At 53.9% G+C, this 24,441-nt stretch carries 21 protein-coding genes and 1 riboswitch; of the genes, 6 read left to right on the top strand and 15 right to left on the bottom strand.

Annotated elements, in window-relative coordinates; genetic code table 11:
• Positions 1 to 25 precede the first annotated feature (25 nt).
• Positions 26 to 790, bottom strand: coding sequence for a protein-glutamine gamma-glutamyltransferase (locus PJDR2_RS01855; protein ID WP_012772341.1), 765 nt, complete (start codon positions 788 to 790; stop codon positions 26 to 28).
• 101 nt (positions 791 to 891) lie between these two features.
• Positions 892 to 2,190: an NCS2 family permease gene (locus PJDR2_RS01850; RefSeq protein WP_012772340.1), complete on the bottom strand. Its 1,299-nt coding sequence runs from the start codon at positions 2,188 to 2,190 to the stop codon at positions 892 to 894.
• A 122-nt stretch (positions 2,191 to 2,312) separates the two neighbouring features.
• A riboswitch (purine riboswitch) is annotated at positions 2,313 to 2,411 on the bottom strand.
• Positions 2,412 to 2,705: 294 nt separating this feature from the next.
• On the opposite strand from PJDR2_RS01850, the gene PJDR2_RS32810 reads away from it, so the two are divergent.
• Positions 2,706 to 3,698 carry a MerR family transcriptional regulator gene (locus PJDR2_RS32810; RefSeq protein WP_012772339.1) on the top strand — a complete coding sequence of 331 codons (993 nt, stop codon included), beginning with the start codon at positions 2,706 to 2,708 and terminating at the stop codon, positions 3,696 to 3,698.
• 92 nt (positions 3,699 to 3,790) lie between these two features.
• Here PJDR2_RS32810 and PJDR2_RS01840 read toward each other — a convergent pair whose 3' ends face one another.
• The 12 genes from PJDR2_RS01840 to PJDR2_RS01785 form a co-directional block, all read right to left on the bottom strand.
• On the bottom strand, positions 3,791 to 4,210 hold the full coding sequence (locus PJDR2_RS01840) for a hypothetical protein (protein ID WP_012772338.1): 420 nt from the start codon (positions 4,208 to 4,210) through the stop codon (positions 3,791 to 3,793).
• 76 nt (positions 4,211 to 4,286) lie between these two features.
• The gene (locus PJDR2_RS01835) at positions 4,287 to 5,216 is read right to left on the bottom strand and encodes an aldo/keto reductase (protein WP_012772337.1); all 930 of its coding nucleotides are present in this window, start codon (positions 5,214 to 5,216) and stop codon (positions 4,287 to 4,289) included.
• Positions 5,217 to 5,325: 109 nt separating this feature from the next.
• Positions 5,326 to 6,174, bottom strand: coding sequence for an SDR family oxidoreductase (locus PJDR2_RS01830; protein WP_012772336.1), 849 nt, complete (start codon positions 6,172 to 6,174; stop codon positions 5,326 to 5,328).
• A gap of 1 nt (position 6,175) precedes the next feature.
• Entirely contained in the window at positions 6,176 to 7,249 is a 1,074-nt protein-coding gene (gene uxuA, locus PJDR2_RS01825; RefSeq protein ID WP_012772335.1) for a mannonate dehydratase, read from the bottom strand.
• Positions 7,250 to 7,280: 31 nt separating this feature from the next.
• Positions 7,281 to 7,982, bottom strand: coding sequence for a GntR family transcriptional regulator (locus PJDR2_RS01820; RefSeq protein ID WP_012772334.1), 702 nt, complete (start codon positions 7,980 to 7,982; stop codon positions 7,281 to 7,283).
• Positions 7,983 to 8,264: 282 nt separating this feature from the next.
• Positions 8,265 to 8,525 carry a hypothetical protein gene (locus tag PJDR2_RS01815; RefSeq protein ID WP_012772333.1) on the bottom strand — a complete coding sequence of 87 codons (261 nt, stop codon included), beginning with the start codon at positions 8,523 to 8,525 and terminating at the stop codon, positions 8,265 to 8,267.
• A 226-nt stretch (positions 8,526 to 8,751) separates the two neighbouring features.
• A complete protein-coding gene (locus tag PJDR2_RS01810; RefSeq protein ID WP_012772332.1) occupies positions 8,752 to 9,243 on the bottom strand; it encodes a hypothetical protein in 492 nt (163 codons plus the stop codon).
• Between the two features lie 220 nt (positions 9,244 to 9,463).
• The gene (locus tag PJDR2_RS01805; RefSeq protein WP_012772331.1) at positions 9,464 to 10,192 is read right to left on the bottom strand and encodes a polysaccharide deacetylase family protein; all 729 of its coding nucleotides are present in this window, start codon (positions 10,190 to 10,192) and stop codon (positions 9,464 to 9,466) included.
• Between the two features lie 66 nt (positions 10,193 to 10,258).
• Positions 10,259 to 11,206 (bottom strand): ribokinase, encoded by a 948-nt coding sequence (rbsK, locus tag PJDR2_RS01800; RefSeq protein WP_012772330.1) that lies wholly within the window; start codon positions 11,204 to 11,206, stop codon positions 10,259 to 10,261.
• A gap of 63 nt (positions 11,207 to 11,269) precedes the next feature.
• Complete coding sequence (locus PJDR2_RS01795) at positions 11,270 to 12,001, bottom strand: HAD family hydrolase (RefSeq protein WP_012772329.1); 732 nt, start codon at positions 11,999 to 12,001, stop codon at positions 11,270 to 11,272.
• Positions 12,002 to 12,092: 91 nt separating this feature from the next.
• On the bottom strand, positions 12,093 to 13,877 hold the full coding sequence (locus PJDR2_RS01790) for an AAA family ATPase (RefSeq protein ID WP_012772328.1): 1,785 nt from the start codon (positions 13,875 to 13,877) through the stop codon (positions 12,093 to 12,095).
• A 112-nt stretch (positions 13,878 to 13,989) separates the two neighbouring features.
• Positions 13,990 to 14,472: a DUF6530 family protein gene (locus PJDR2_RS01785; RefSeq protein ID WP_012772327.1), complete on the bottom strand. Its 483-nt coding sequence runs from the start codon at positions 14,470 to 14,472 to the stop codon at positions 13,990 to 13,992.
• 277 nt (positions 14,473 to 14,749) lie between these two features.
• On the opposite strand from PJDR2_RS01785, the gene PJDR2_RS01780 reads away from it, so the two are divergent.
• Positions 14,750 to 18,505, top strand: a complete 3,756-nt coding sequence (locus PJDR2_RS01780; RefSeq protein ID WP_012772326.1) for a DUF11 domain-containing protein — start codon at positions 14,750 to 14,752, stop codon at positions 18,503 to 18,505.
• A gap of 47 nt (positions 18,506 to 18,552) precedes the next feature.
• Here PJDR2_RS01780 and PJDR2_RS01775 read toward each other — a convergent pair whose 3' ends face one another.
• Entirely contained in the window at positions 18,553 to 18,924 is a 372-nt protein-coding gene (locus PJDR2_RS01775) for a winged helix-turn-helix transcriptional regulator (protein ID WP_085982402.1), read from the bottom strand.
• 173 nt (positions 18,925 to 19,097) lie between these two features.
• Between PJDR2_RS01775 and PJDR2_RS01770 the strand changes: the two genes are divergently transcribed.
• From PJDR2_RS01770 to PJDR2_RS01755, 4 genes are all read left to right on the top strand, one after another.
• Complete coding sequence (locus PJDR2_RS01770) at positions 19,098 to 20,306, top strand: MFS transporter (protein WP_012772324.1); 1,209 nt, start codon at positions 19,098 to 19,100, stop codon at positions 20,304 to 20,306.
• Between the two features lie 117 nt (positions 20,307 to 20,423).
• Positions 20,424 to 21,272, top strand: a complete 849-nt coding sequence (locus PJDR2_RS01765; protein ID WP_012772323.1) for an aldo/keto reductase — start codon at positions 20,424 to 20,426, stop codon at positions 21,270 to 21,272.
• Between the two features lie 224 nt (positions 21,273 to 21,496).
• Complete coding sequence (locus tag PJDR2_RS01760; protein WP_012772322.1) at positions 21,497 to 22,156, top strand: TetR/AcrR family transcriptional regulator; 660 nt, start codon at positions 21,497 to 21,499, stop codon at positions 22,154 to 22,156.
• Positions 22,153 to 24,357 (top strand): MMPL family transporter, encoded by a 2,205-nt coding sequence (locus PJDR2_RS01755; protein WP_012772321.1) that lies wholly within the window; start codon positions 22,153 to 22,155, stop codon positions 24,355 to 24,357. The genes PJDR2_RS01760 and PJDR2_RS01755 overlap by 4 nt, the downstream gene beginning before the upstream one ends.
• Positions 24,358 to 24,441: the final 84 nt, after the last annotated feature.

Here is a 24,441-nt window from a genome sequence, read left to right as displayed (position 1 = left end):
TGAGATGGCCCATCTCTAATTCATTTTACAGTCTTACCGCAAAGCGGCTGCCCCGAGCCGCGATCTGCTTCAAATGCTGGAAGTTCGGATGAACGACCAAATCGTCGAGATAAGCCGATTCCGTGCTGAACGGCTCGCGCATTCTATTTAATGCGCTGACGATCTGTTCACCCGTCTCAACACCGATGCCGTGGCCGAAGAACAGATTATCCGACAGCTTCACGACGTTCTCCCCTTGCCATTCCGGCGTCTCCCGGTCGAAATCGGGATTGCGGAAGTACATCACGTCGCCCGGGTACGATTCGTTCTTGTTATGTGTCGTAATAAACCACAAGTCGCTGTCATGGTTCCAGTCCCGCAGATACAGCGGATTAAACAGCTTGTTGAACGCTTGCTCCCCGATTGTATCCAGCACCGCTTTGTACAGCACGATTACAATCGCGGTCGCGCATTCGAACCCGTAATTCTCGCCATTCTGAAAAATATCGTTAATCGCATCCGAAGGCTGGACATCCGGATTCATCTGGAAGCCCCCGTTCTCCGTCCGCGTCCAATAACGCGGATTGCATCTGGAATTACGGAATACCGCGAAGTCCGCCCGGCTGTCCTGCAGCATTCTGGCCGCATTCACCGTACGGTCCCGAAGGCGCAGCTCGAACCGGAGCGAGTCCATTGAATCATATTGGTAGACAACGGGACTGTTCTGCTTGCCTTGCAGCACGTCCCGCTCGACCGGCGTTAACGCAAACGGGTTAATATCCCCGGCGTCAGTGCCCGAAATTTGAAGCATTCCCCTACCCCTCCCATGATCTTGCCATGGGTTATTGTACGTGTAAGGGCAGGGATTGGTGCTCTTCCCTAGGCAGCGAAATGGGTATTATAGGCGGATGGCTAATGGCTGAAGAAACCGATTTGGATAAAGAACAGAACCGCGAATACGTAGAAAATCGGATGAACCTCTTTGCCCTTGCCGCGGATCAGCTTCAGAATCGGATACACGATAAAGCCGATGCCAATCCCCGTTGCGATGCTGTACGTAAGCGGCATAAGAACAACGATCAGGAATGCCGGGAATGCTTCTTCAATGTCGCTCCAATCGATTTTGCGCAGGACGTTTATCATCAGGAAGCCCACGATAATAAGCGCCGGAGCCGTAATGGCCGGAATACCCGCGAGAACCGATACCGTCGGGGAGAAAAAGAGCGTAAGCGCCAGCAGCACGCTTACCGTAATGGCCGTCAGACCGGTTCTGCCGCCTACGGCTACCCCCGAGCTCGACTCGACATACGCGGAGGTTGGGCTTGTGCCAAGCAATGCGCCGGTAGTTGTGCCAATGGCATCGGCAAGCAGCGCGCCGCGCGAACGCGGGAACTTATTGTCCTTGAGCAAGCCGGCTTGCTCCGCAACGCCAAGCATCGTGCCGGTTGTATCAAATAGCGTAATAAGCAGGAAAGTGAAAATAACGGCATAAAGCCCATTTTGGAACACGCCGCCAATATCCAGCTGGAAAGCCGTCGCACTGAGACCTGTAGGCAGCGCAGCCCATTTTTCCGGCAGATGCATCTGCCCTGTGATGACCGCGATAATAGCCGTGATGATCATGCCGATAAACAGGAAGCCCTTCACCCGGTAAGCCATCAGAATAAGCGAGATAATAAGACCTACAATCGTAAGCAGCGTCATCGGCTGCGACAGATCCCCCATCGTAATCAGGGTCGCTGGCGAAGCAACGACGATTTTTGCATTTTGCAGACCGATAAACGTAATGAATAAGCCGATACCCGCCGTAATGGCATGCTTCAGGCTTGATGGAATGGCATCAAGCAGCATGTAGCGGAAGGAAGTCAGAGACAGCAGGATGAAGATAACCCCGGCGACAAAAACCGCGCCAAGCGCCGTCTGCCAAGATACGCCTTCTCCCCCTACGACAGAAAACGCGAAATAAGCGTTAAGCCCCATGCCGGGCGCCAGTGCAATCGGGTAATTCGAGAAAAGTCCCATAATGAGCGTTGCCACGATACTTGCGAGGACGGTTGCGATAAAGACGCCGTGGAAGTCCATTCCCGCTTCGCTTAATACGCCGGGGTTAACGATTACGATATAGACCATCGTAAGAAAGGTCGTAATTCCCGCGAGCAGCTCCGTTGTTAACGTAGTACCCCGCTCTTTCAGTTTAAACAGGCGATCCATTGCTTGTTCCCTCCAGGTTGTCCTTAATGTCCGGATTGCGTGTTACCTATTGTCCCCTTGAATGCGCCGGATTAGTAAATCTGGAAAACAAAAAAATCCTACGCCGCGAATAAGGGAAGATGGTACACGTATCCCTTATTCGTAGTTAGGATTTTTGGCTCCTTGTAGAGACCCTCACGCCATATTGATGAGGATATACGAATGATAGTGATGTTAGCTGTTCAATTAACCTTCATAAGGTTACTGGACAAACCTAGGCACTGTCAATCCTTTTTTCGCAAAAATACGTTCTATTCACGAACTATTTATCCTCTATGATATATAACGTTCGCTTTTTAAAGGAAGAGTTGTCTATCAGAATCCTTTGCTGAATACTGTCGAACGTCCCGGATTTTGCGAATCGAATCGGATGAACACTTCTTTTAGCGATATACCACTACCTTTGTCAGGCGGGCAGGGAGATCGTTTTCGAGGACGAATAAGTCTCGTAAGTGACAAATGAATGAGGTGATGAAATGACGTTGCTCAAAACGAAAGAGGCAGCCCATCAGCTGGCTGTCAGTGAAACAACCGTCAGGCGGTGGGTATCGACCTTCCCGGCTTCCTTCCGGAAAGATATGTTTGGACATTATATTTTTGACACCCCGGCCATGGATAAGCTTCGGAAAATCAAAGGCCAGTTGGATTCCGGAACAGCCCTATACGACATCCGGCTGCTGTCGCTGGCGGAAGAAGAGACATTGGCGGCGGTCGCCGCTGAGGTCATGGGAACGGCCGAAGCCGCTCCGTCTGTTGTGGCGGAACGCCCGGCAAGCAAGTCAGATGATTCCGGTAAGCTGGCAGTTGCCTCGAGGAATATTCCTGTATCAAATGAAGTGGTTGGTGCAGGCGTAGGCCGAGCTGGCGGCTTTGTGGACAATGCCGGCAACCTTCATACGGTTGGCGGCAACTCTTCTACGGGCGCAGCGGCTAATCCAATTGGCAGAAGCGGCGTTGGGGCGCTGGTGGTGGATAGCGCCGGTAACGTATACGCGGCAGGCGGCGAAGCCGAAGCCCAAGGAGCCGAGGCGTCGGCTGAGATTACAACCGGCCTTCAGCATGCTGCGGCAGCTATTGATGTGACGGCCGGTGATCGGGTGAGCCCAGCAGCTCAATCGCCGGTGGAATCCGCTTCCCAATCGTCTAAAGCTTCTCAAGTCATCGTCCCTTCTGCCCCTGTCCATCCTTCATCCTCCCTAATCGACGAACCAGATCCGATGCTCGAACGTCTAAATGCCATAGAAGCTGCCCTGTCCCAGAAGGCCGATGAAGTCGTAACCGTCCAATTGCTCCATCATCGCAAAGAGCTTGAGGAGCTCCGCAAATCGCTGACCGAGCTTTCCGCTACCATTGAAGCCCTTCGCACGCCTCAGCAAGAGCTGCTTGCTTTCGGAGAAAGCGCCAAAGCCGCCGCCGAGAATGAAGGCAAACGCAAAAAACGAGGACTGCGCTCGTTCTTTTTCTTCTAAACGTTGGCTTATCGCAGGGCCTAGCTTCCTTCACTCCCGCGTCCCCCGCATCAGAGTGAGGCCAGGTTAGGTCCTATTGGCGTTGATGCGTATCACCCACCCGTCCCGCCAATCGACAGCCTGTCTTTGTAGTCCATAGCGGCTTGCGCAATCTGCGGGAGATCATGGCCTTGCGCTAAAAGCTGCTGGTCATCGAACAAATAGTACGCGGGATACCCTCCGCTGCCTGCTCCGAGCTGCTCCACTGTTTTCTTTCCTTCTTCCGTATTCACATCGTAGATAACCGGCGTGAAGCGACCCGCCATTGCGGCCACCATATCGTTGACTGCCCGCGTTTCTTCCTGCACCTTATCCTTCGCCAATACAACGACAAGCAGCTCCCCGGCCTGTTCCGTGAGGAACGGCGCATAGTCCGGTATCGCGGCTGTATCCGGCACTATCTTCTGACTGCAGCCTGCCGCTATAACCAGCACCAGCGCAACAAACCCTGCTGCTACCCACTTTCTAAACACATCATCCAACCTCCTTCCCGTCCTTTAAATAAAAAAAGAGCCAGCCCCCTGAATGGGCCGGCCCTTCCATGCATTCCTATTCCTTCGAAAGCTTCACGTCCTGCGGATGAGGCTCGCTCGCAAGCTGCGCGGCAAGCGCATTGGATGCCACCTGCTCCGGATCCTTGCAGCCCGGAATTACAGCCGTTACGGCCGGGTGCTTGAGGCACCATGCGAGCGCCCAGCTGGCCATGTCCACGCCTTGCGGCACTTCCTCGCGCTGAATGCGCTCGACTTCCTTCAGCTTTTCCAATGTGCTTTCCGCATCATGACGATGACGCACATCCGTGCTGCTGAACACGGCTCCCGGCTTGTACTTGCCGCTGAGGTATCCGCTCGCCAGCGGTACGCGCGCAAGCACGCCGAGGTCCTGCCGCTGGCAGGACGGGAAGACCTGTTCCTCCGGCACGCGGTCCAGACGATTGTACACGACTTGGATCGCACGGGAGCCTACTTTCGTTGAAGCCTCCGTTTGATGAATATTGGCGTTGCTGCCGATCGAAGTGCCAAGGAAACGGATTTTGCCCGCCTGCACCTGCTTGTCCAGCGCCGTCCATAAGTCATCGTTATCAAACACTTGGTCAGGTCCGGAATGGAACTGATAAAGATCAATGTAGTCAACTTTTAACGCCTTTAAAGATGCATCCAGCTGTTCGATCACACCAGCCGGGTCAAAAGAATCCGTACGCGTGAACCGCTCATGGAAGTGATGGCCGAATTTCGTTGCGATAATCCAGTCCTCGCGATTGCGGCGGCTGATATAATCGCCAATAAGCGATTCCGACAGATGATCGCCGTAGCATTCAGCGGTATCAATCAGATTGATGCCAAGCTCATGTCCTTTGTCGAGAATCGCATCCGCCTCGCCTTGCGTATACTCGCGGCCCCATTCTCCTCCGAACTGCCACGTTCCGATCCCAATGACCGATACGTTAAGATCCGTACTTCCGAGTCTCCGGTATTTCACAATCGCCACTCCTTCCAATTTTCGCGAACTAAACTGCACCTTATATTACCACATTGTGCTTGCAAGTTTCGAGTTGCGGAAGGCCCAGCGGTTCTCTTCCCGCCTAGTACTACACGCCGGAGTAAGCCATAAAGCCGCCGTCGACCGGAACGGTAATGCCGGTTACGAAGCCGGACACGCTGTCATCCGCCAGCCATACGAGAGTCCCCAGCAGATCCTCCGGTTTGCCGAAGCGGCGCATCGGCGTATGGGTAATGATTTTATTCGAACGCTCGGTCAAGGAGCCGTCTTCGTTCGTTAGAAGCTTACGGTTCTGCTCCGTCAGGAAAAAGCCCGGCGCAATCGCATTTACGCGAATGCCGACATCCGCCATATGAACGGCCAGCCATTGCGTGAAGTTGTTGATCGCAGCCTTAGCCGCGCTATACGCAGGCACCTTCGTCATTGGACTCGGAGCGCTCATCGAGGACATATTGATCACCGTTGCACCCGGTTTGTTGATCATTTGCTTCGCGAAGACTTGCGTCGGAATAAGAGTGCCGAGAAGGTTCAGATCGAATACAAAACCAAAGCCTTCTTTTTTCAGATCGAAAAAGCTCGTCACGTCAGGGTTCTCCAGATCGTCCGGATGGAACGTCTCTTTCGTTGTAATGCCGTCCGGATGGTTGCCTCCTGCGCCATTGATCAGAATATCGCAGCTGCCAAGCTGCTCCAGCACAACCGCGCTAGCTTCCTTCACGCTCTCCGCATCCACCACATTGCACGCAACCGCGATCGCCACGCCGCCTGCTTCGCGGATTTCGCGCGCTACGGCCTCGCCTTTTTCCGCCGTGCGGTTCAGAATCGCTACCTTTACGCCTTGGCGGCCCAGCTCTCTTGCCATCTCGGCGCACAGCACGCCGCTTCCTCCGGTAATAACGGCAACCTTGCCTGCCAGATTCTCATGATTCGGTACCATCTTAAACATTCCCCTTTCGAATTCGCTCAAGTCCGTCCCAAACGCCCCACAGATACATAATGCCAAGCGCGCGGTCATACAGACCGTACCCCGGACGGCATTCCTCATCCCAAATATGGCGGCCGTGGTCAGGTCGCGCATATCCCGTAAACCCGCTCTCGTGGTACGCGCGAACAACCTCCGCAATATCTACCGTGCCATCGCTCGATTTGTGGGAAGTCTCAATAAAATCGCCATTCTCGTACACGCGCACGTTGCGGATATGGGCAAAAGGAATCCGGTCCGCGAACTCCCGCACCAACGCGGGAATATCGTTATCCGGGTTCGCGCCAAGCGAACCGCTGCACAGCGTCAGTCCGTTATACGGGCTGTCTACGAGTTTCAATAATCTGGCCAAATTATCGCGGCTGGTCACGATCCGCGGCAGGCCAAATACCGAGTATGGAGGGTCATCCGGATGGATGGCCATTTTAATGTCATGCTTTTCGCAAACCGGAATGATCTGCTCAAGGAAATACTTAAGGTTGTTAAAGAGATCCTCCTCCGTCACGTCCTTGTACGCTTCGAACAACGGAGCAAGACGCTTCAGGCGCTCCGGCTCCCAGCCCGGCATCGAGTAAGAGGAATTGCCCGCGATGTTGGATACCAGTTCTTCCGCGCTCATGCTTTGGATTTTGGCTTTGTCGAAGAACAGCGCGGTTGAGCCGTCTTCCATCTCTTTGAACAGATCGGTCCGCATCCAGTCGAATATCGGCATGAAGTTATAGCAGATGACTTTTACGCCTACCGTTGCCAGCTTCTCGATCGTCCGCTTGTAGTTCTCGATGTATTGGTCGCGCGATGGCAAGCCTAGCTTGATATCATCGTGCACGTTTACGCTTTCTACTACTTCCAGATGGAAGCCGTGCTCGTCGGCCAGACGCTTGTATTCCATGATTTTGTCCATCGGCCATTCTTCGCCCGCCGGAACGTCATGCAGCGCCCATACGAGGCCTTCTACCCCCGGAATTTGCTTGATCTGCTTCAGACTTACCGAATCATTGCCTTCTCCGTACCAACGAAAAGTCATTCTCATGATAGTTGTCCTCTCCCAAGGAAATTTGAATTTAATCTATGAAATAATCCGGATTCGCTTCTCGCAGCTGCGGAAGCTCCTGGTCCAGCTTGCGGATATGCTGCTCCAGCCGCGCCGCGACAAGCTGCTCATCCCCGCTGCGGATCGCCTCGAATAGCTGGCGGTGTTCTTCAATCACACGGTCCGTATGGCCGAATTGATCAATGGCCAGGTAACGGGCGCGGTTAAGATGCGCGCGCATGTAATAAATCATCTGCATCAGCGTTTCATTGCCGGCAATCTCCAGAACCGCGCGGTGAAAAGCCTCATCGAGCTGCATGAACAGCGCAATGTCTTTCGCTTCGGCTGCGGCACGCTGCTGCTCCAGGAGCGAATCGAATACGGCACTTTCAGCGGAGCGGTCACGCTCGCCCCATTTGACGGATGCCAGACGGAACGCCCCAAGCTCAAGCTGCTCGCGGATAAAACGGGCCTCGCTCACCTTGCGCGCCGAGATAAGGGCGATTCGCGTGCCCCGCTGCGGAAGCACCTCCAGCAGCTGCTCGCTGACGAGCAGCCGGATCGCTTCCCTTATTGGCGTACGGCTTACCTTCATGCTCTCAGCCAGCTCATTCTCGTAAATCATCGTACCCGGCGGCAGCTTGAACGAAACGATGCTCTCCCGGATCGAGTCATAGATCTGATCGCCCAGCGTCTTGCGCTGCTGTGGCTGCAGCGAAGAAATGATGTTCATCTGCACTCCTCCTTACACGTATGTCTCTTATCTTTACTTTACTTGTATTCTTGTATACAAGTAAAGTCCTATTTTTTTATTCGCGATTAAAAGGGATGAATGGCGCCCGCGGAGGGCAATTGTTTCCCTCCCACCGGCGGACGGCCTCTATGCTCTATTCGCCCTAGCCCGCCCCTGACGCTCGCTCTCATCGCATCGCACCCGCTTCCCGCGCATACAAAAAAGCCTTACCGATGCCATTCATCGTTAAGGCTTGTCCACTCATGCCCACATTCCTATCGCCTAGCTGAACTCCGTCAAAATCAGGATCAGCGTCAGCGCCGATATGCAAATAATGCCGCCGATAGCCGAGAACAGCATACTGGCCGTTCTTCCGCGCCTCGCGTCTTCGTAGCTTTGAATAAACAGGACAACGCCCAGCAAAATAACAACCAGGCTTGTCGATAAACGGCTCGGTATCATTCCCGTCACGCCTAGAACAATTAGTACCAGATAGGCCACAGTGGCCGCGTATTTCGTACTTCGCCATCGTTTCAGTCTCATCCCGCACTCAGATCCCCTTTTGCCCGGATTCCACATCGCCAGCTTGTACTAACGATTATACAGGATATGGAAGGGTTCGGCGACAAAAAAAGGACCAGCGGCCGGTCCGATTCAGACGTACCATAAGTACCCGCTGCCCCAGCAGGTCTTTACCTTGGGGTCTCTTCGCAGGCTGCTCTGTCCGTCGTAACCGAAACCTTCGCTGATCCTCTGATTTTGCAATACATTAGCCGTAATACGTAACATTTACCGTCGAACCGATCGGCATAAGTTCCTCGGCGTAGTGGCGGATTTTGCTCTTGGCCGTCTCTGTGAAGGGGGAATGGCTGTACGCGGCCAGATGGACCGTCCCGGTACGGACATCATACCGGTTGAAGGAGACAACAACTCCGGCAAACAAATTGTTCAACACCGCAAACACGGCCGACTGGTCCAGTCTGCCCCGCAGCGCCGTCTTCGCAAGCTCCTCGTCAGGCTTCGCGCATGATACCTGATCCGCAACCGCTTCATTGTACGGCTTCACCGATACGCAAATATCCGGTGACATCCATTCCATCGCATAACGGTGCAGCTTAGCTGCATCCGCTTCGGACAACTCAAGCTGGTCATCCCATGCATAGATCGTCGCCTTATGATGTCCACAGCTGCGAATGGTGACATATCGAATATGCGGAAAACGTTGTCTGACTGCCTGCTCCCACCAAAGACGAGTTCCCATCGCAATACCACCTTTTCGTGTAAATTGGCCTCCCAACACGTTGACAGCGCTTACAATATTGTATGGCTCCCCGTTCAAACTATTCCACCGCAAGCAGAATGGTTCAAGCAGAGCAGAGGAGAATGAGCGCACCTTTACCCGGGCCCCTCGAAAATGAGCGACCGCGTACATAGGTAAAGGGAAAGGTTCGACATCCGCCTCCCCTTTCCCTTCTGCTTTTTCAATACGGATTCAATACACTGTCGCGATTGTTGATCAGATCGGAGACCGTTACCATCTCGTAGCCTCTTCGCTGGAGCTCCGGCAGGATGATCTTCAGCGCTTCCACCGTCTGCACCGAACGCGGCACATAATCGTGAAGCAGAATAATGTCCCCGTTGCGGGCATTGTTCAGCACCTTGTTCACAATCTTTTGTACGCCGGGGCTGCGCCAGTCATTCGTATCCTGATGCCAGGACCACAAGACGGTGGTATAGCCGTTTTTCTTGGCGATTGCAAGCATCTGATCGTTATAAAAGCCGCCCGGCGGGCGGAACAATAAGGGCTTTTTGCCGGTCACCTTCTCTAAAGCCTGCTCCGTCTTCATGATCTCGTTCTGCACGGTTGCGTAGTTCTTTTTCTGCAGGAAGTAGTGGTTAAACGTATGGTTCGCAACCTCATGCCCTTCTGCAATTTCCCGTTTGATCGTTTCCGGGAAGTTCTCTACGCGGTTGCCCACAACAAAGAAAGTCGCCTTCGCATGATATTCCTTCAACAGGTCCAGGATCGGTTCCGTTGTGTCCGGATAGGGCCCGTCATCAAACGTTAACGCGATTCTCTTGTTCTCGCCCGGTACTTCCCAAATGATCTCGCCGCGCTTTTCATAGTAGGCTCTGTCCTTGGTTGCCACTGGTGCTGAAAAACCGCATAAAAGCGCTGTGACCGTTACACCTAATACGAATCGTTTCATACCTATGAAGTTACTCCTCCCTGGATGGCATCATAGGTATTATTCCGCAATTACCCCGCCATATCCCTAACCGGCGAATTCCTTCCCTTGATCCTTCGCAAACCTTGCCACTTCTTCTTCCGCAGGCATGCCCGTCTGCGCCCCGAATTTGGTAACCGCCAGCGCGGAAGCCATCGAGGCATAATCCACCGCGTCACGCAGGTCCCGTCCGGATGCAAGCGCCACGGCTAGTGCCGCATTATAGCAGTCTCCCGCTCCAGTCGTATCGACAACCGGCATCTTATAACCGTTGATCCGAACAAGCTTGCCCTCTTCATCCAAATAAGCCGAACCGCTGGCACCCAGCGTCGTCACCACATGAGCGGCTCCAAGCTCCATCATCCGGCGTATTGCCGGCTCCAGCGAATCGCCGTCCGCGCTCATATCCGCATAACCGCTGAGCTCCGTCCGGTTAGGCGTAAAATAGTCCACGAGCCCAAACAGCTCCTCAGGCAGCTGCTGCGCAGGCGCAGGGTTCAGAACGACCAGCTTGCCGAGCGCCTTTGCCTTGCGGGCGGCATACAGCACGGTCTCCACCGGAATCTCGAGCTGAAGCAGCACGAGATCCGCTTCCTTCAGCTTGTCCTCGCTGCGGTCGATATCCCCCGGGTCAACAAGACCGTTAGCCCCCGGAACTACAACAATGCTGTTGTCTCCTTCCGCGACATAGATGGAGGCAATTCCGGACGCCGTTCCTTCTATCCGCTTCACGCCGGCAATATCCACGCCGTCCTTCTGAAGGCTGCCCAGCAGCTCTTCGCCAAAGGCATCGTCGCCTACCGCGCCGATCATCACCGTATCGGCGCCAAGGCGCGCTCCGGCTACCGCCTGGTTAGCCCCTTTACCGCCAGGAATAAAGCGGACGCGCTGGCCGGTTATCGTTTCTCCTACCTGCGGGTACGCACTCGTCTCTACCACGATATCCATATTCAAGCTGCCGATAACGACAAGCTTTGGTCGACGTTGATTCATCATTGATTCCTTCCTTCGTCCGTAATTGCGGCATAAACCACAGCATTCTAATCCGGGTCTTCTTTGCTATAACAGCAGCTTGGCCAATTGCTCATAATTTACTGCCGTATGATTCGGCGTATGCTCGCGCGATTCCGGGCTTGCCTCCCTGTGGTTGAACCAGATCACCGCCCAGCCCGCTTCGAGTGCGCCAACGACGTCATTGCGCCACGAGTCGCCGATATAAATACTGTTCTCCGGCCTTGTCCCGGTTGCTTCATTCACATGATTGAATACCCGTATATCCGGCTTGTCCCAGCCAATCTTGCCAGAGACGAACTGCCGCGCCGGGGGAATGAGATGATCAAGCTCCATCGCCCGGATTTTCCGGAGCTGATGATTCTCGGCGCCATTCGTCAGTAGACCAACGACATAACCGGCTTTAACCAGCCGTTCAATCAGCTCCTTGGCACCTTCAAACATCGCAATGTTGAACTGGCAGCCGATATAAGCAGCCTGCATAGCCGACGCCTGCTCTTCGCCGAGCGCGATTCCAAACTCCGCAAGGGCCAGCTCGAACCGCCGCCGGCGCATCAGCTCCGTGCTCGAGCCGCTTTCCATTGCGCCTGCACCGCCCATCTCGAGCGACAGCATGTCGCTATAGTAACGCATCCGGTGATAAGCCTCTTCATAAGGAAAGCCTTCCCGGTCGCCAACAATGGCGATAACCGCCTGACGGAAAGGGGATAAATGATCGTACAGCGTATCGTCAACATCAAAAAAGACGCCTTTTTTCTCCAAACTTATCTCTTGTACCATGCTCTAAGAATACCGCTCCTCTCTTGCTATGCCTTTTATTGTACCACCGGAACGATAAAAGACCCAGCCATAACGGCCGGGCCTTCTAACTTCAGGATTCGGGTTCCCCCTGATCGGGATCGGATTCCGGTTCTTTATTATCTTCCCGTTCCGCCGCTTCTTCGATTGGTTCCGCCGCAGGCGGAGCCGGCTCCTTGGCCCTGGCCGGAGCAGTTGGCGTAACGGTCACCTTAACCTCGGAAGGCTCCGGACGAGGCCTGCCGTACAGATCCTGATAGATCTGCTCGATTTCTTCGCCGGTCAGATCGCCGTGCAGAAGCAGCTCTTCCGCAATCTTATGCACAAAGTCGGCGTGGTCGCAGACAAGCTTCTTGACCTGCTGCATCTGATCCTTCAGAAGCTCGTTAATCTGCGGACGCAGAGACTTCAGGGCATCCATTCTGGATCCGGCCGCCAAGAAGCTGTACAGCTCGTCGCCCATCCCGACCATGCCCAGATAAGCTCCTGCGCTTTCCGTTGCCTGGCGCAGGTCGGAGGTTACGCCGTTCAGCTTCTTGCCGAGGAACTCTTCCTCAACGGCGCGGGCAGCCAAGCAGACCTGGATATGGGCCAATATCTCGCTGTCGCTCCGGTTATACCGCTCATGCGTTGGCTTCGTAGCCGCTAGCCCAAGCGATCCGCCGCGCCGGATAATGGTCACCTTCCATACCCGTTCATGCGGCTTAAGCAGGAATTGCGCAACCGCGTGCCCTGCTTCGTGATACGCCACATTCCTCTTCTCGTCGTCCTTCATGGAACGTAAAGGCTGCTTGAGGCCCCATTCATACGTCTCCATCGCGGCGCGAAAGTCCTCGTATCCCGCTTCCTGCGCACCCCGCTGATGCGCAATAACGACGGCTTCGTTGACGATATGCTTGATTTGGGCCGGGCTGTATCCGATCGTATCCATTGCGGCCTTCTCCGGCGTAAGCGTCGAGTCGGTTTTTATCTTAAGGAGATAGTATCCGAACACGTCAACGCGACCGTCATAATCCGGCGAGTCCACCCATAGCTGGCGGTCGAAACGGCCCGGGCGGAGCAAAGCCTGGTCCAGCACATCCGGCAGGTTGGTTGCGGCAATGGTCAGCACGGGCGGGCGTTCCGCCTTCTTCCGCAGCAGGCCGAGCTGGCGCAGGAATTTCTTAAACCTCGAGCTGTCGAGGTTCGGAGGATCCATCTGCAGGAGCAGCTCGTTCAGAAGCCCGGTACCGCCGCCCATGCCGAACATGCCGCCACCGCCGCCGCCGCTTTGTCTCGACATGCCTATGGCATCTACTTCGTCGATGAAAATAATGCAGGCTCCATACATACGCGCCAGCTTGCGGGCTTTTTTGTAGATCCTCATCACCCTCAAATTGCCGACGCCAAAAAACATGTTCTGGAAGCTTGGAGCGGAGGCATACGCAAACGGTACTTGCGCTTCGTTGGCAATGACTTGGGCCAGATAGGACTTGCCCGTTCCCGGCGGTCCGCACAACAGCAGACCCCGTATGGCCTCGCCGCCCATCTTCTTGAAGTCCTTCACGCCTCTCAGCAGGCTGACGATCCGCTTGGCGTTCTCCACGATCTCCGGGTTGCCCCGGTAATCATCCCAAGTGGCGCCCGTCTCCCCAGGCAATACCCAGTATGTGCGCCCCCTGGACAGGAACCAGAACAAGGCGGCAAACTGAATAATCATGAATAAGACGGCGAACAGCAGCTGAAACAAATAGCTGGAAACAACAAGCGCAGCATTCCAAGCCGTTGGTCCTCCTGACCAGATAAGCGATACAAGGATGACGAGGACTACTAGCCTGAGGAGGAATCTACGCCACTTGATCCACTGATAACTCCTCATGGCTTCACTTCCTTTTAAGGTATGCCTTATTCTATGAAATGGCATACCGCCCCATGACTACCTTTGAGGGAAGGAAGATTAACGCTGGCTGTCAGAAGGACGAACACAACCCTTAATAGCCAAGCTCCTTCAAAATGCGGGATAACGTGCTCAGCCGTTCCCCGTTTAGTTCATCGTCGTCGCTTAACGCCTGGTTAAACAGCTTGATATCCTGATTAATCTTCTCGTTATCCGTACACACCTCGACTGTCATTGCATCTCCCTGCAGGCCGATGCGGTCAATGACCGGCTTCTCCGGATCATAAAGATTATCGTACCGGTAAGACTCCTCTCGGAAATGCTGCATCGACCGGGTGATCAGGATCGCTAAATCCAGCACGCGGTGAAGAGGCAGCTCTTCGGATTGGCGTGACCATTTCTCGCCGGTGTAACGCCATACCTTCGCCGAGATTTCAACCTTGCCTCTGTCATTCCATTGGGCAAGTCCAAGGGACAGCCCTTTGGCATCCGTATGCTCCGCGTAACGTCCGTCTACCTGCTCGTAATTTTCAGAGACGATCACCGGTTTATGCTTTAACGTTGTAGGGATTTTCATGGGAAGTTCCTCCGCTTTCGAAAAAGTTATTTATGTCATTTTTATTTACTAAATTACTAAATTAGTAGTCTAATTATACTGCACCCCTCTCTCCAGCGTCAAACTTATGTCGCCTCCTTATCACTCAACAATTCTATTTAATGGAAGAAGAGCAGTATAAGTGGCATCCCGCCTTTCCTTTACAGAAAACGTACAACCCTGGGCAAGCCTCCACTAGTCTATTTGGCCTAAATGATCATAATTATCAGTATTTGCGTTCAAAGGAGGCTAATAACTCATGCCTTTTGTCAATCGCTTTTTTCTAAACCGGACTGGCGGCGCTACCTTTACCGGCAATACGCTAGGCTTAAGCAGGTCGGAAACAGTCGGCGTGCCCGGAACGGTAGATAGTATCGGAGGGTTTACGACGACCAATACTGCCCTTACCTTCGGAACATATCCCGCAGGGACAACCGGTAATTTCGCGCTGAACAGCTCTTCAGCCGTGCTCGTTCTTCCCGCGGGAGCAACCGTGCTCTATGCCGAGCTGATATGGGGCGGTACTTATCTGAACAACGGGGTAGATCTTAGCGCGTTCATTAATAACGCGGTCAGCTTCACGACCCCGGCCGGAACGTTCTCGATCAGCCCCGATCCGGCTACGGCGCAGCAAGTAGTCCTTAGCTCCGGAACCAATGCCTATGTCCGCTCTGCCGCAGTCACTTCGCTTGTCACGGCCGGCGGCGCAGGTACGTATACGACCGGCGGCGTAGTCGGAACCATCGTCATTCCCGACCCAACCTCCAACCATGCCGGATGGACGCTGGCCGTCTTCTACGAAGATGTTACTCAACCGCTCCGGAATCTGTCCTTGCGGGTTGGAGCGACCGTCATCCAAGCCTCGCAAGGTCCTGTCGATACGGTCATTACAGGGTTCGCAACCCCCTTTGCCGGCGCGCTGAACGGCAGAGCTTTGGTCGGGGCGCAGGAGGGCGACGCGAACAAAACGGGCGATCGGATGCTGTTCGGGCAAACTGCGGGCAGCCTGACGGCATTGTCAGGGCCAAATAACTTTGCCACCAACTTTTTCGCCTCGCAAATCAACAAAAACGACGGAACGCTTGATACAAGCGGAACGTTCGGAACGCGCAACCAGGTAAACGGCACCCCAGGCTCCAATATTATAGGCGGGCGGCAAGGCTGGGACATTACGAATGTAAGCGTGTCCTCTACACTAGCGAATGCTCAGACAGCCGCGGTATTCCGGTTAACGACCAACGGAGACGGCTATCTCGTCGACTCCGTCGGCCTTCAGATCGATATCCAGCAGCCTCAGCTAACCATCGTCAAGTCAGCAGACTCCTCAGCTACCGTTATTGGCGATACGGTGGAATATACCGTCGTCATCACGAACGTCGGGATGGTGGATACGACTTCGGTCGTTATGTTCGATTCCGCGATTGGCAATACGACACTCGTGCCGGGAAGCGTAACCTTGAACGGAGTGATGGTCGACGAAGATCCCGTGCTTGGGGTTCCGATCGGTACCCTTACCCCAGGACAGATCGCAACCGTCAAGTTCAGGGTAACTGTCGATTCCCTGCCGAATCCGCCTTTTCTGAAGGATCAGGCAACCGCGGCTTATACCTTCAAGGCGACGCCGGATGCTCCGCCGATCTCGACGGTTGTCCCTTCCAACATCGTTGAGATACCTGTATTTCTGCCTGCGCTAGTGCTGGAAAAAGAAGCCGATCTCGCATCCGCTGTGGTCGGCGACATTATTACGTACACGCTGACGGTTACTAATATCGGAAATATCGCTTTTGCCGGTGTCGTAAACGACCCGCTGCCCGCCGGCACCAGCTTTGTTGCTGGCAGCGTTTATGTAAACGGATTGAATCAGCCGGGGGATAATCCTAACGTAGGTATCGATATCGGCGTTCTGGATTTTGTTCAAACGACTACGATTCAATATCAGCTTCTTGTTGAATCGGTTCCGCCGAATAACATTATTCACAACTTGTTTAATACGGCCTATGTCGTCACTCTGCCTGACGGACGCATCATTCGGGGGACGCAGCCATCGAATCCCGTAAATATCCCGGTTGACTCCCCTATGCTGACGACGGTTAAATCGGCAAATCTGCCGAGCGCCGTTGTGGGCGAAATCATTACGTATACGGTTGTTGCGACCAACAATAACGCCACGCCATTAACAAATGTCATTCTAAGGGACAATATCCCTGTAGGCAGCTCCTTTATTCCGGGAAGCGTCACGATTGACGGCGTTTCTTTTCCGACAGCCAGCCCGATTGACGGCATTCCTGTAGCCGTCCTGCCGGCGAACACGAGCATCACCCAGACCTTCCAGGTGAGGGTTGATTTCCTGCCCAATCCTCCCGAACTTGTCAATCAAGCCGTAGAAACCTTTACTTCAGGCTCCTTCACGGGCACCTCGTTTTCCAATGAGGTCACAGAGCCGGTCGTTCAACCGGGAATTCAATTAGTCAAGCGAGCCGGCGTCACGGAAGCGAACGTCGGGGATATCGTTAATTACTCGGTTACCGTAACAAACACGGGCAATATCAATATCGTTCCGGTCCTGTTCGATCCGCTTAACGCGTACAGCTCCTTCGTAGCCGGAACGGTACGGATCAACGGTACGCTGAATGCTATCGCAAGTCCGATTACAGGTATCCCGGTTGGAACCGTTGCTCCCGGCGAGGCTGTTGTCGTGTCTTACGATGTCATTACGACAGCCGTGCCGCCATCCCAATTCTATGTCAACCAAGCGAATGCGACTTACACTTATACGCCGCCTGGCCGGACACCTCTCACGGGAACCGGGGTATCGAACGAAGTGCTTGTCAGAAATCCGATATATACCCTGGATGTTGTGAAATCGGCCAGCGTAGCAACCGCCGTTGTTGGGGAAAGGATCCTGTACACCATTGAAATCACGAATAACGGTGCCATTCCGGCTACCGATGTCATTGTCTCGGACGTCGTTAACGCCGGCACTTCCGTCATTCCGGGATCGATACAGGTAAACGGCGTCCCTGCCATCGGCGATCTTACGGCTGGCTTAAATATCGGCACGCTCGCCTCGGGAGCGACTTCCACCGTAACCTTCCAGTCCATTGTCACTTCGATCCCGGAGTCTTTCCCGAGAATCGACGATTTCGCGGTAGTCCGGTTCAATGAAGATGAGGTCGACCGCACTCCCGCGGTGTCCAACACGGTTTCCATCAGGGTTACGCAGCCTACGATTACGGCGACCAAAAGAGCGCTCCAGTCCACTGCTTTTGTCGGAGAGTTTATTAATTATGTCGTCGAAGTGGAGAACTCCGGCTCCTACAATGCCTTGGCTACCTGGTTCGATAATTTGCCGGAAGGCTCTTCCTTTGTCGCAAACAGCTTAACGGTGAACGGATTCCCGGTACCCGGCGCCGATCATTATAAAGGGCTGTTCCTCGGTACGATGATCGCCGGAATTACAAACGTCGTTACGTTTATCCTCCAGGTCGTTTCTTATCCGCCAAACGGCTTGCTTGTGAATCAAGGCGATATTTTGTTCCAATTCATTCTGCCAAACGGCCAGCTTGTGGATCAAAGAGTTCGCACCAATCCGGTGACCGTCACGGTGCTGAGACCGCCAACCGTCACGAAGTCGGTCAACGTCAGCGAGGTGTTCCTAGGCGACTCCGTCATCTATACGGTTGTGGTCAACAATCCGGAGTCGACAACGCTTGATAACGCGGTTCTCCAGGATATCGTTCCTGCCGGCCTGTCGTTTATCCCGGGCAGCGTCTCGATTAATGGCATAAGTTCGCCTTCCGTTAATCCTGCGGCAGGTATTCTGCTCGGCGTAATCGGGGCTTTCCAGACGATCCGCGTTACCTTCGCCGCCCAGGCCGTGTTTGAACCGGAGAACCCGCTGACGGAGAACACCGCAAGCCTTGCATTCAATTATGTGACGTCCGGAGGCCAGCGAATTCCGGGCAAGGTTCAATCCGATCCCGCGTTGGTGCAGATCCTGGACAACGAAGAATAAAAGAAGCAATAAGCCCATCCGCCATGTTGGCCGGATGGGCTTATTTTTTAATCATGCAAATTATTAAGGATGTTATCTTCAAGCACCGCTGCTTTGCTGCCGTATTCCTTGATAATATGCTGTTCCCCCCAATTGCATAAGGAATCAAGGATCGGGCGCAGACTATCACCGTATGGCGTAAGCTCGTATTCGACCTTTGGAGGCACCTGGTTGTAGACAATCCGGTTCACGATTCCGTCGTCCTCCAGCTCCCTTAACTGCTGGGTCAGCATCTTTTGCGTGATAGAAGGCATAAGCCGCTTGAAGTCGCTTGTTCTTTTCTTGCCATGCGTCAGATGGCATAAAATCACGCATTTCCACTTGCCCCCGATTACTTCAAGCGTTGCTTCCACGGAGATGTTGTATTTCTTCGGCGGTATGATTGTTGTTTCCATTGCTGCTCCTCCTGTTCCATAGGTACTTTTTAGTGCCTATATTACTTTTTAGTATCTATATTACAAAATAGTGCGTACTAGTCACATCGACTGATTGCCTCCATAATAGCACTTACCGGCCGAACAATACAACATTACGAAACGGAGAGTGCAACGATATGGTTACCAAACAGAGCCGCTCGGCGCTGGCGCTGCTCGCGCTTGCCATCAGCTCTTTTGCCATCGGAACGACGGAGTTCATCAGTGTTGGACTCCTGCCTTTAATCTCGGAAGATCTGGACATATCCGTTACGACTGCGGGTTTATCCGTTACTTTATATGCAGTTGGCGTTACCGTAGGGGCTCCGCTGCTTACCGCCCTGACCTCCAGGGTGCCGCGCAAAACGTTGCTGATCGCGATTATGATCATCTTTATTCTCGGCAACAGCCTCGCGGCCAGCGCGGGCAGTATCGCGATGCTGCTCATCGCCCGCGTGATCTCATCCTTCTCGCATGGCGTGTTTATGTCGATCGGCTCTACGATCGCCGCGGATCTTGTTCCTGAAGACCGCCGGGCCAGCGCCATTGCGATGATGTTCTCGGGTCTGACGGTCGCTACCGTGACCGGCGTGCCGCTTGGCACGCTGCTTGGGCAGCATATGGGCTGGCGCACCGCTTTTATCGCTATTGCAGTGATTGGCGTCATTGCGCTTATTTCCAACCTGCTGCTTATCCCTAATACCCTGCGCAAGGGTAACCGGACGAAGCTGAGCGAGCCTTTCAAGGTACTGAAGAACGGCCGGCTGCTTCTCGCTTTTGCCATCACGATGCTTGGGTACGGCGGTACGTTTGTCGTCTTCACCTACCTGTCGCCGCTGCTTCATGATATCACCGGGTTTAAAGAGAGTACGATTGCGGGCATTCTGGTTCTGTACGGTGTCGCGATTGCGGCAGGCAATCTAATCGGGGGCAAAGCGGCTAACAAAAAGCCTTTGTCCGCTCTGCTTGTGATGTTTATCCTGCAGGCGGTTATCCTGCTGGTACTGACGTTCACGGCACCTTATGCGGTCGCTGCATTAGTGACGATTACCTTGATGGGCCTGCTGGCCTTCATGAACGTCCCTGGTCTTCAAATGTATGTCGTTCTGCTTGCGGAGCGGTATATGCCAAAATCCATTGATGTCGTCTCTGCCTTGAACATCTCGGCCTTTAACGCCGGTATCGCCATTGGCGCTTACGTCGGCGGTATTATTACCGACGAGCTTGGCTTGATTCATACCCCTTGGATTGGCGCGATTATGGTGCTTGGCGCCGTTGCCCTAACGGCATGGAGCCGCTCGCTGGAAAACAAAGATACAAAAAGCAAAGAACTGAAAGCTTCGGCTTAAACGAGAACTTATCCGTGTGACCAAACATTAGGTCCATGCTTTCGAAGCATGAATCATCACAAATGGCCTTTATTTAAGGCCATTTGGGTGATAATTCATTTTAGGAGGATTCCCAACATGACAACAGCAAAACATTTAAACGATAAAGTAATTCTGCAAAACGGCGTAGCTATGCCTTGGCTTGGCCTTGGCGTATTCAAAGTGGAGGACGGCAGCGTCGTGATTCAATCCGTGAAAGACGCGATCAAAAACGGCTACCGCAGCATCGATACGGCGGCCATCTACGATAATGAAGCCGGCGTTGGCCAAGCTGTCCGCGAATCGATGGCCCAGCATGGCATTGAAAGAGAAGATCTGTTTATTACTTCGAAGGTATGGAACGCCGACCTCGGTTACGAGTCGACGCTTGCGGCTTTCGAGACAAGCCTGAACAAGCTTGGCCTGGACTACCTGGATCTGTACCTGATCCACTGGCCTGTTGAAGGCAAATACAAAGACGCATGGCGCGCTCTCGAGACACTCTACAAGCAAGGCCGCGTGAAGGCGATTGGCGTGAGCAACTTCCACGTGCATCATCTGCAAGACTTAATGAAGGATGCCGAGGTTATGCCGATGGTTGACCAAGTCGAATACCATCCCATGCTTGCCCAGAATGAACTGCGTGCCTTCACCCGCGAGCACAACATTCAACTGGAAGCATGGTCCCCGCTGATGCAAGGCCATCTGCTTGATCATCCGGTACTGGGCGAAATCGCAGCCAAACACGGCAAGTCGGTAGCTCAAGTCATTCTGCGCTGGGATCTGCAGAACGGCGTCGTAACGATTCCGAAATCGATCAAGGAATCCCGCATCATCGAGAACGCGCACGTGTTTGATTTCGAGCTGTCCTCCGACGATATGGCCGCAATCGACGCTCTGAACGAAGACCGGCGCGTTGGTCCGGACCCGGACAACTTCGATTTCTAATTTGTAAAATATAGCACTAGCAAGGGATGTCCCGCAGCCAATCGGCCGCGGGACATCCCTTTTTCCGTTATCCGCGCATCCGTAAATAAGGCAGATCGATGACATCGGCTCGGATTGGCTTGCTTTTTAATTTATCGATTGATAAAATCTTCTCAGCCACTAAATTTATCACATGATAAATTAGTTATTAAACTATCGCTATTCAGACAGAAGGGATACGAATTATGGGACGCAGAAAAAAACAGCCGCTTGACGAAGCCACCCGCGCCATGATTATCAAGACCGCGCATGACCTGTTCATGGAGCACGGCTACCGATCCGTCACAACAAGGCAAATCGCGGAGGCCTGCGAATTAACGCAGCCGGCGATGTACCATTATTTTGCGGATAAAGAGGCGCTCTATACCGAAGTGCTGCGGACGGTCACCGAAGAGACCAAGACCGCCATGCACGACATTGTTGACAGCCCGGGGACGGTACGGGAAAGGCTGATTCAGGTCGTCGCTTATATCCTGCTGAATATGCCCGATGACCTCAGCCAGATGGAACGGGATATCCGGCATGAGCTGCGCCCGGAGAACCGGCAGCTGATTACGCAGTGGTGGCGGGATTGCTACCTGCTGCCGATTGCAGCCCTGTTCCAAGAAGGACAGCAAACCGGCCAATTCCGGGGCATTATGGAGGGTGGACTCGATCCGTATCCTTCCGCCTTCACTCTGCTGAGCATGATCCAACGCAAGCCGGGAGGACCGGGGGGCCCCGTCAGCACAGTGCCGATAGAGATGCTGGCAACGCGAACGATTGACGTGCTGCTGTACGGGCTAGCCTCGGAGCTGGGAAGAGAAGAATCCAAGATTGAACAAAAGGGAGATGAGAAAGAATGAATGGACTTAAAAACATCGCAAATGCCGTCAGCGGCAAACGGGGACGATGGATTACGCTGGTGCTATGGATCTTAATCGTTGGCCTCGCGGGCGCCCTCCTGCCGTCTTCCAGCGATCATAAAGATGATGCGGCGGCCAATCTTACGAGCAGCGCACCGTCCGTGCAAGCCGATGCATTTAACGAACATAACGGTATCCCGGCTATCATTGCCTGGCACCGAACCGCCGGGCTGACGGATGAGGATATCGCACAGGTGCAGGCTTTATCCAAAAAGCTGGCGGATGATCCGCTGCCTCAGCAGACGGAGCTGCCTCCGCTTCACGAGATGCCGCTGCCTGCCTTGAAAGCGATGCTGTCGGAAGACGGCACCACGCTGCTGCAAACGGTCGTATTTGATAAAAATGCTTCGTCCGACGAGCTGAAGGTGAGTCTCGAGCAGCTTCAGGCGGATGCCGATGCGATTTTTACAACCAAGCCGTTTGATACCGCCCTGGATGACGAGGGACTTGTCGGCCGGATTACCGGGCCTGCGGGTATTGGAGTCGATGCTACGTCATTGTTCAAAGGAGCCGACGTGTCGCTCCTGATCGCCACTACTCTGCTTGTTCTTATCATTCTTTTATTGATCTACCGCTCGCCTATTCTTGCTCTTATTCCGCTTGTTGCTGTTGGCTTCGCTTATGGCCTTACCGGTCCGATTCTCGGCTGGATGGCCGATGAAGGCTGGATCTCTTACGACTCGCAAGGACTATCCATTATGACCGTCTTGCTCTTTGGCGCAGGAACGGACTACTGCCTCTTCCTGATCGCGCGCTTCCGCAGCGTACTTACGGAGGAATCGGATAAAAAACAAGCCCTGCTCAAAGCGCTCGGCGACTCCGGCGGCGCGATCACGATGAGCGGTCTTACGGTCGTCATGTCGCTGCTTGCCCTGCTGCTCGCGCAGTACGGGGCGATTCACCGCTTTGCCGTACCGTTCAGCTTGTCGATCCTCATTATGATGATCGCCAGCGTAACGCTTGTGCCCGCCCTGCTTGCCATTCTCGGCCGCGCTTCCTTCTATCCGTTCGTACCGCGTACGCCGGAAATGCAGGCTGCCCGCGCCGCGCGCAAAAACAAACCGTTGCCCGCTCCAAAAACCAAGCCGGCCTTTGGCATCCGGTTGGGCGAAGCGATCGTTAAACGGCCTAAGACTATTGCCATTACGACGCTCATCGTGCTTGGCATTACGGCGGCATTTTCGTCCCAGATCAAATTTACGTACGATACGCTGTCTTCTTTCCCTAAAGATATGCCTTCCCGCGAAGGATTTACGTTGATTGGGGAACACTTCGCGGAAGGCAGCCTGGCGAAGGTTCAAGTTCTGGTGAAAACGGACGGCAAGGACTTGCCGCTTGATCAGAAGCTTGGAGAGCTGGCGAATATAAGCAGCGTTTCCGAGCCTGCGGCCAATACGAAGGATTCGAGTATCGTCTCCTATAACGTGGAACTGGCGATGAACCCGTATTCCATCGAGGCGCTCGACATGATTCCGACGATCCGCACGGCTGCCGAGCAGTCGCTTACGGATGCGGGCATCACCGATGCTTCCGATAAAGTGTGGATCGCAGGCGCTACCGCCGAGCAATACGATACGCGCCATGTCACTAATGGCGATGCCTACCGGGTGATTCCGGTTATTATCGGAATGATTGCGCTGTTGCTGCTTGTCTACCTGCGTTCGTTTGTTGCGATGCTGTATTTGATGGGTACCGTCCTTCTCTCCTACTTCAGCGCGCTTGGAATCGGCTGGCTCGTGCTGCACTATCTGTTTGGCGCGGAAGCGATCCAGGGTCTTATTCCGCTTTATGCCTTTGTCTTCCTTGTAGCGCTGGGCGAGGACTATAACATCTTTATGGTGTCGAGCATCTGGAAGAAGAGCAAAACCATGCCGCTCAACCGCGCCATCGTGGAAGGCGTCGCACAGACCGGCGGCGTCATCACTTCGGCCGGCGTGATCCTCGCAGGTACCTTCGCCGTTCTGGCGACGCTGCCGATTCAGGTGCTTGTCCAGTTCGGCACCGTAACGGCCATCGGCGTCCTGCTCGATACGTTTATCGTCCGCTCCTTCCTTGTGCCGGCGCTGACGGTATGGATCGGCAAAGGGGTATTCTGGCCGTCGAAGCAACGGTCCGCTTCCGTTAAGGAAGTCGAGTTGTAACCCCTGAGCCGGGTGGTGCAGTTATTAATGTCCTTAACGATGCGCGGCATCGTTAAGGACATCAAAAAAGCCTCAGTCCCAACG

Source organism: Paenibacillus sp. JDR-2 (genome assembly GCF_000023585.1).
Classification (GTDB): domain Bacteria; phylum Bacillota; class Bacilli; order Paenibacillales; family Paenibacillaceae; genus Pristimantibacillus.
This window is presented reverse-complemented; position numbering and strand designations above follow the sequence as displayed.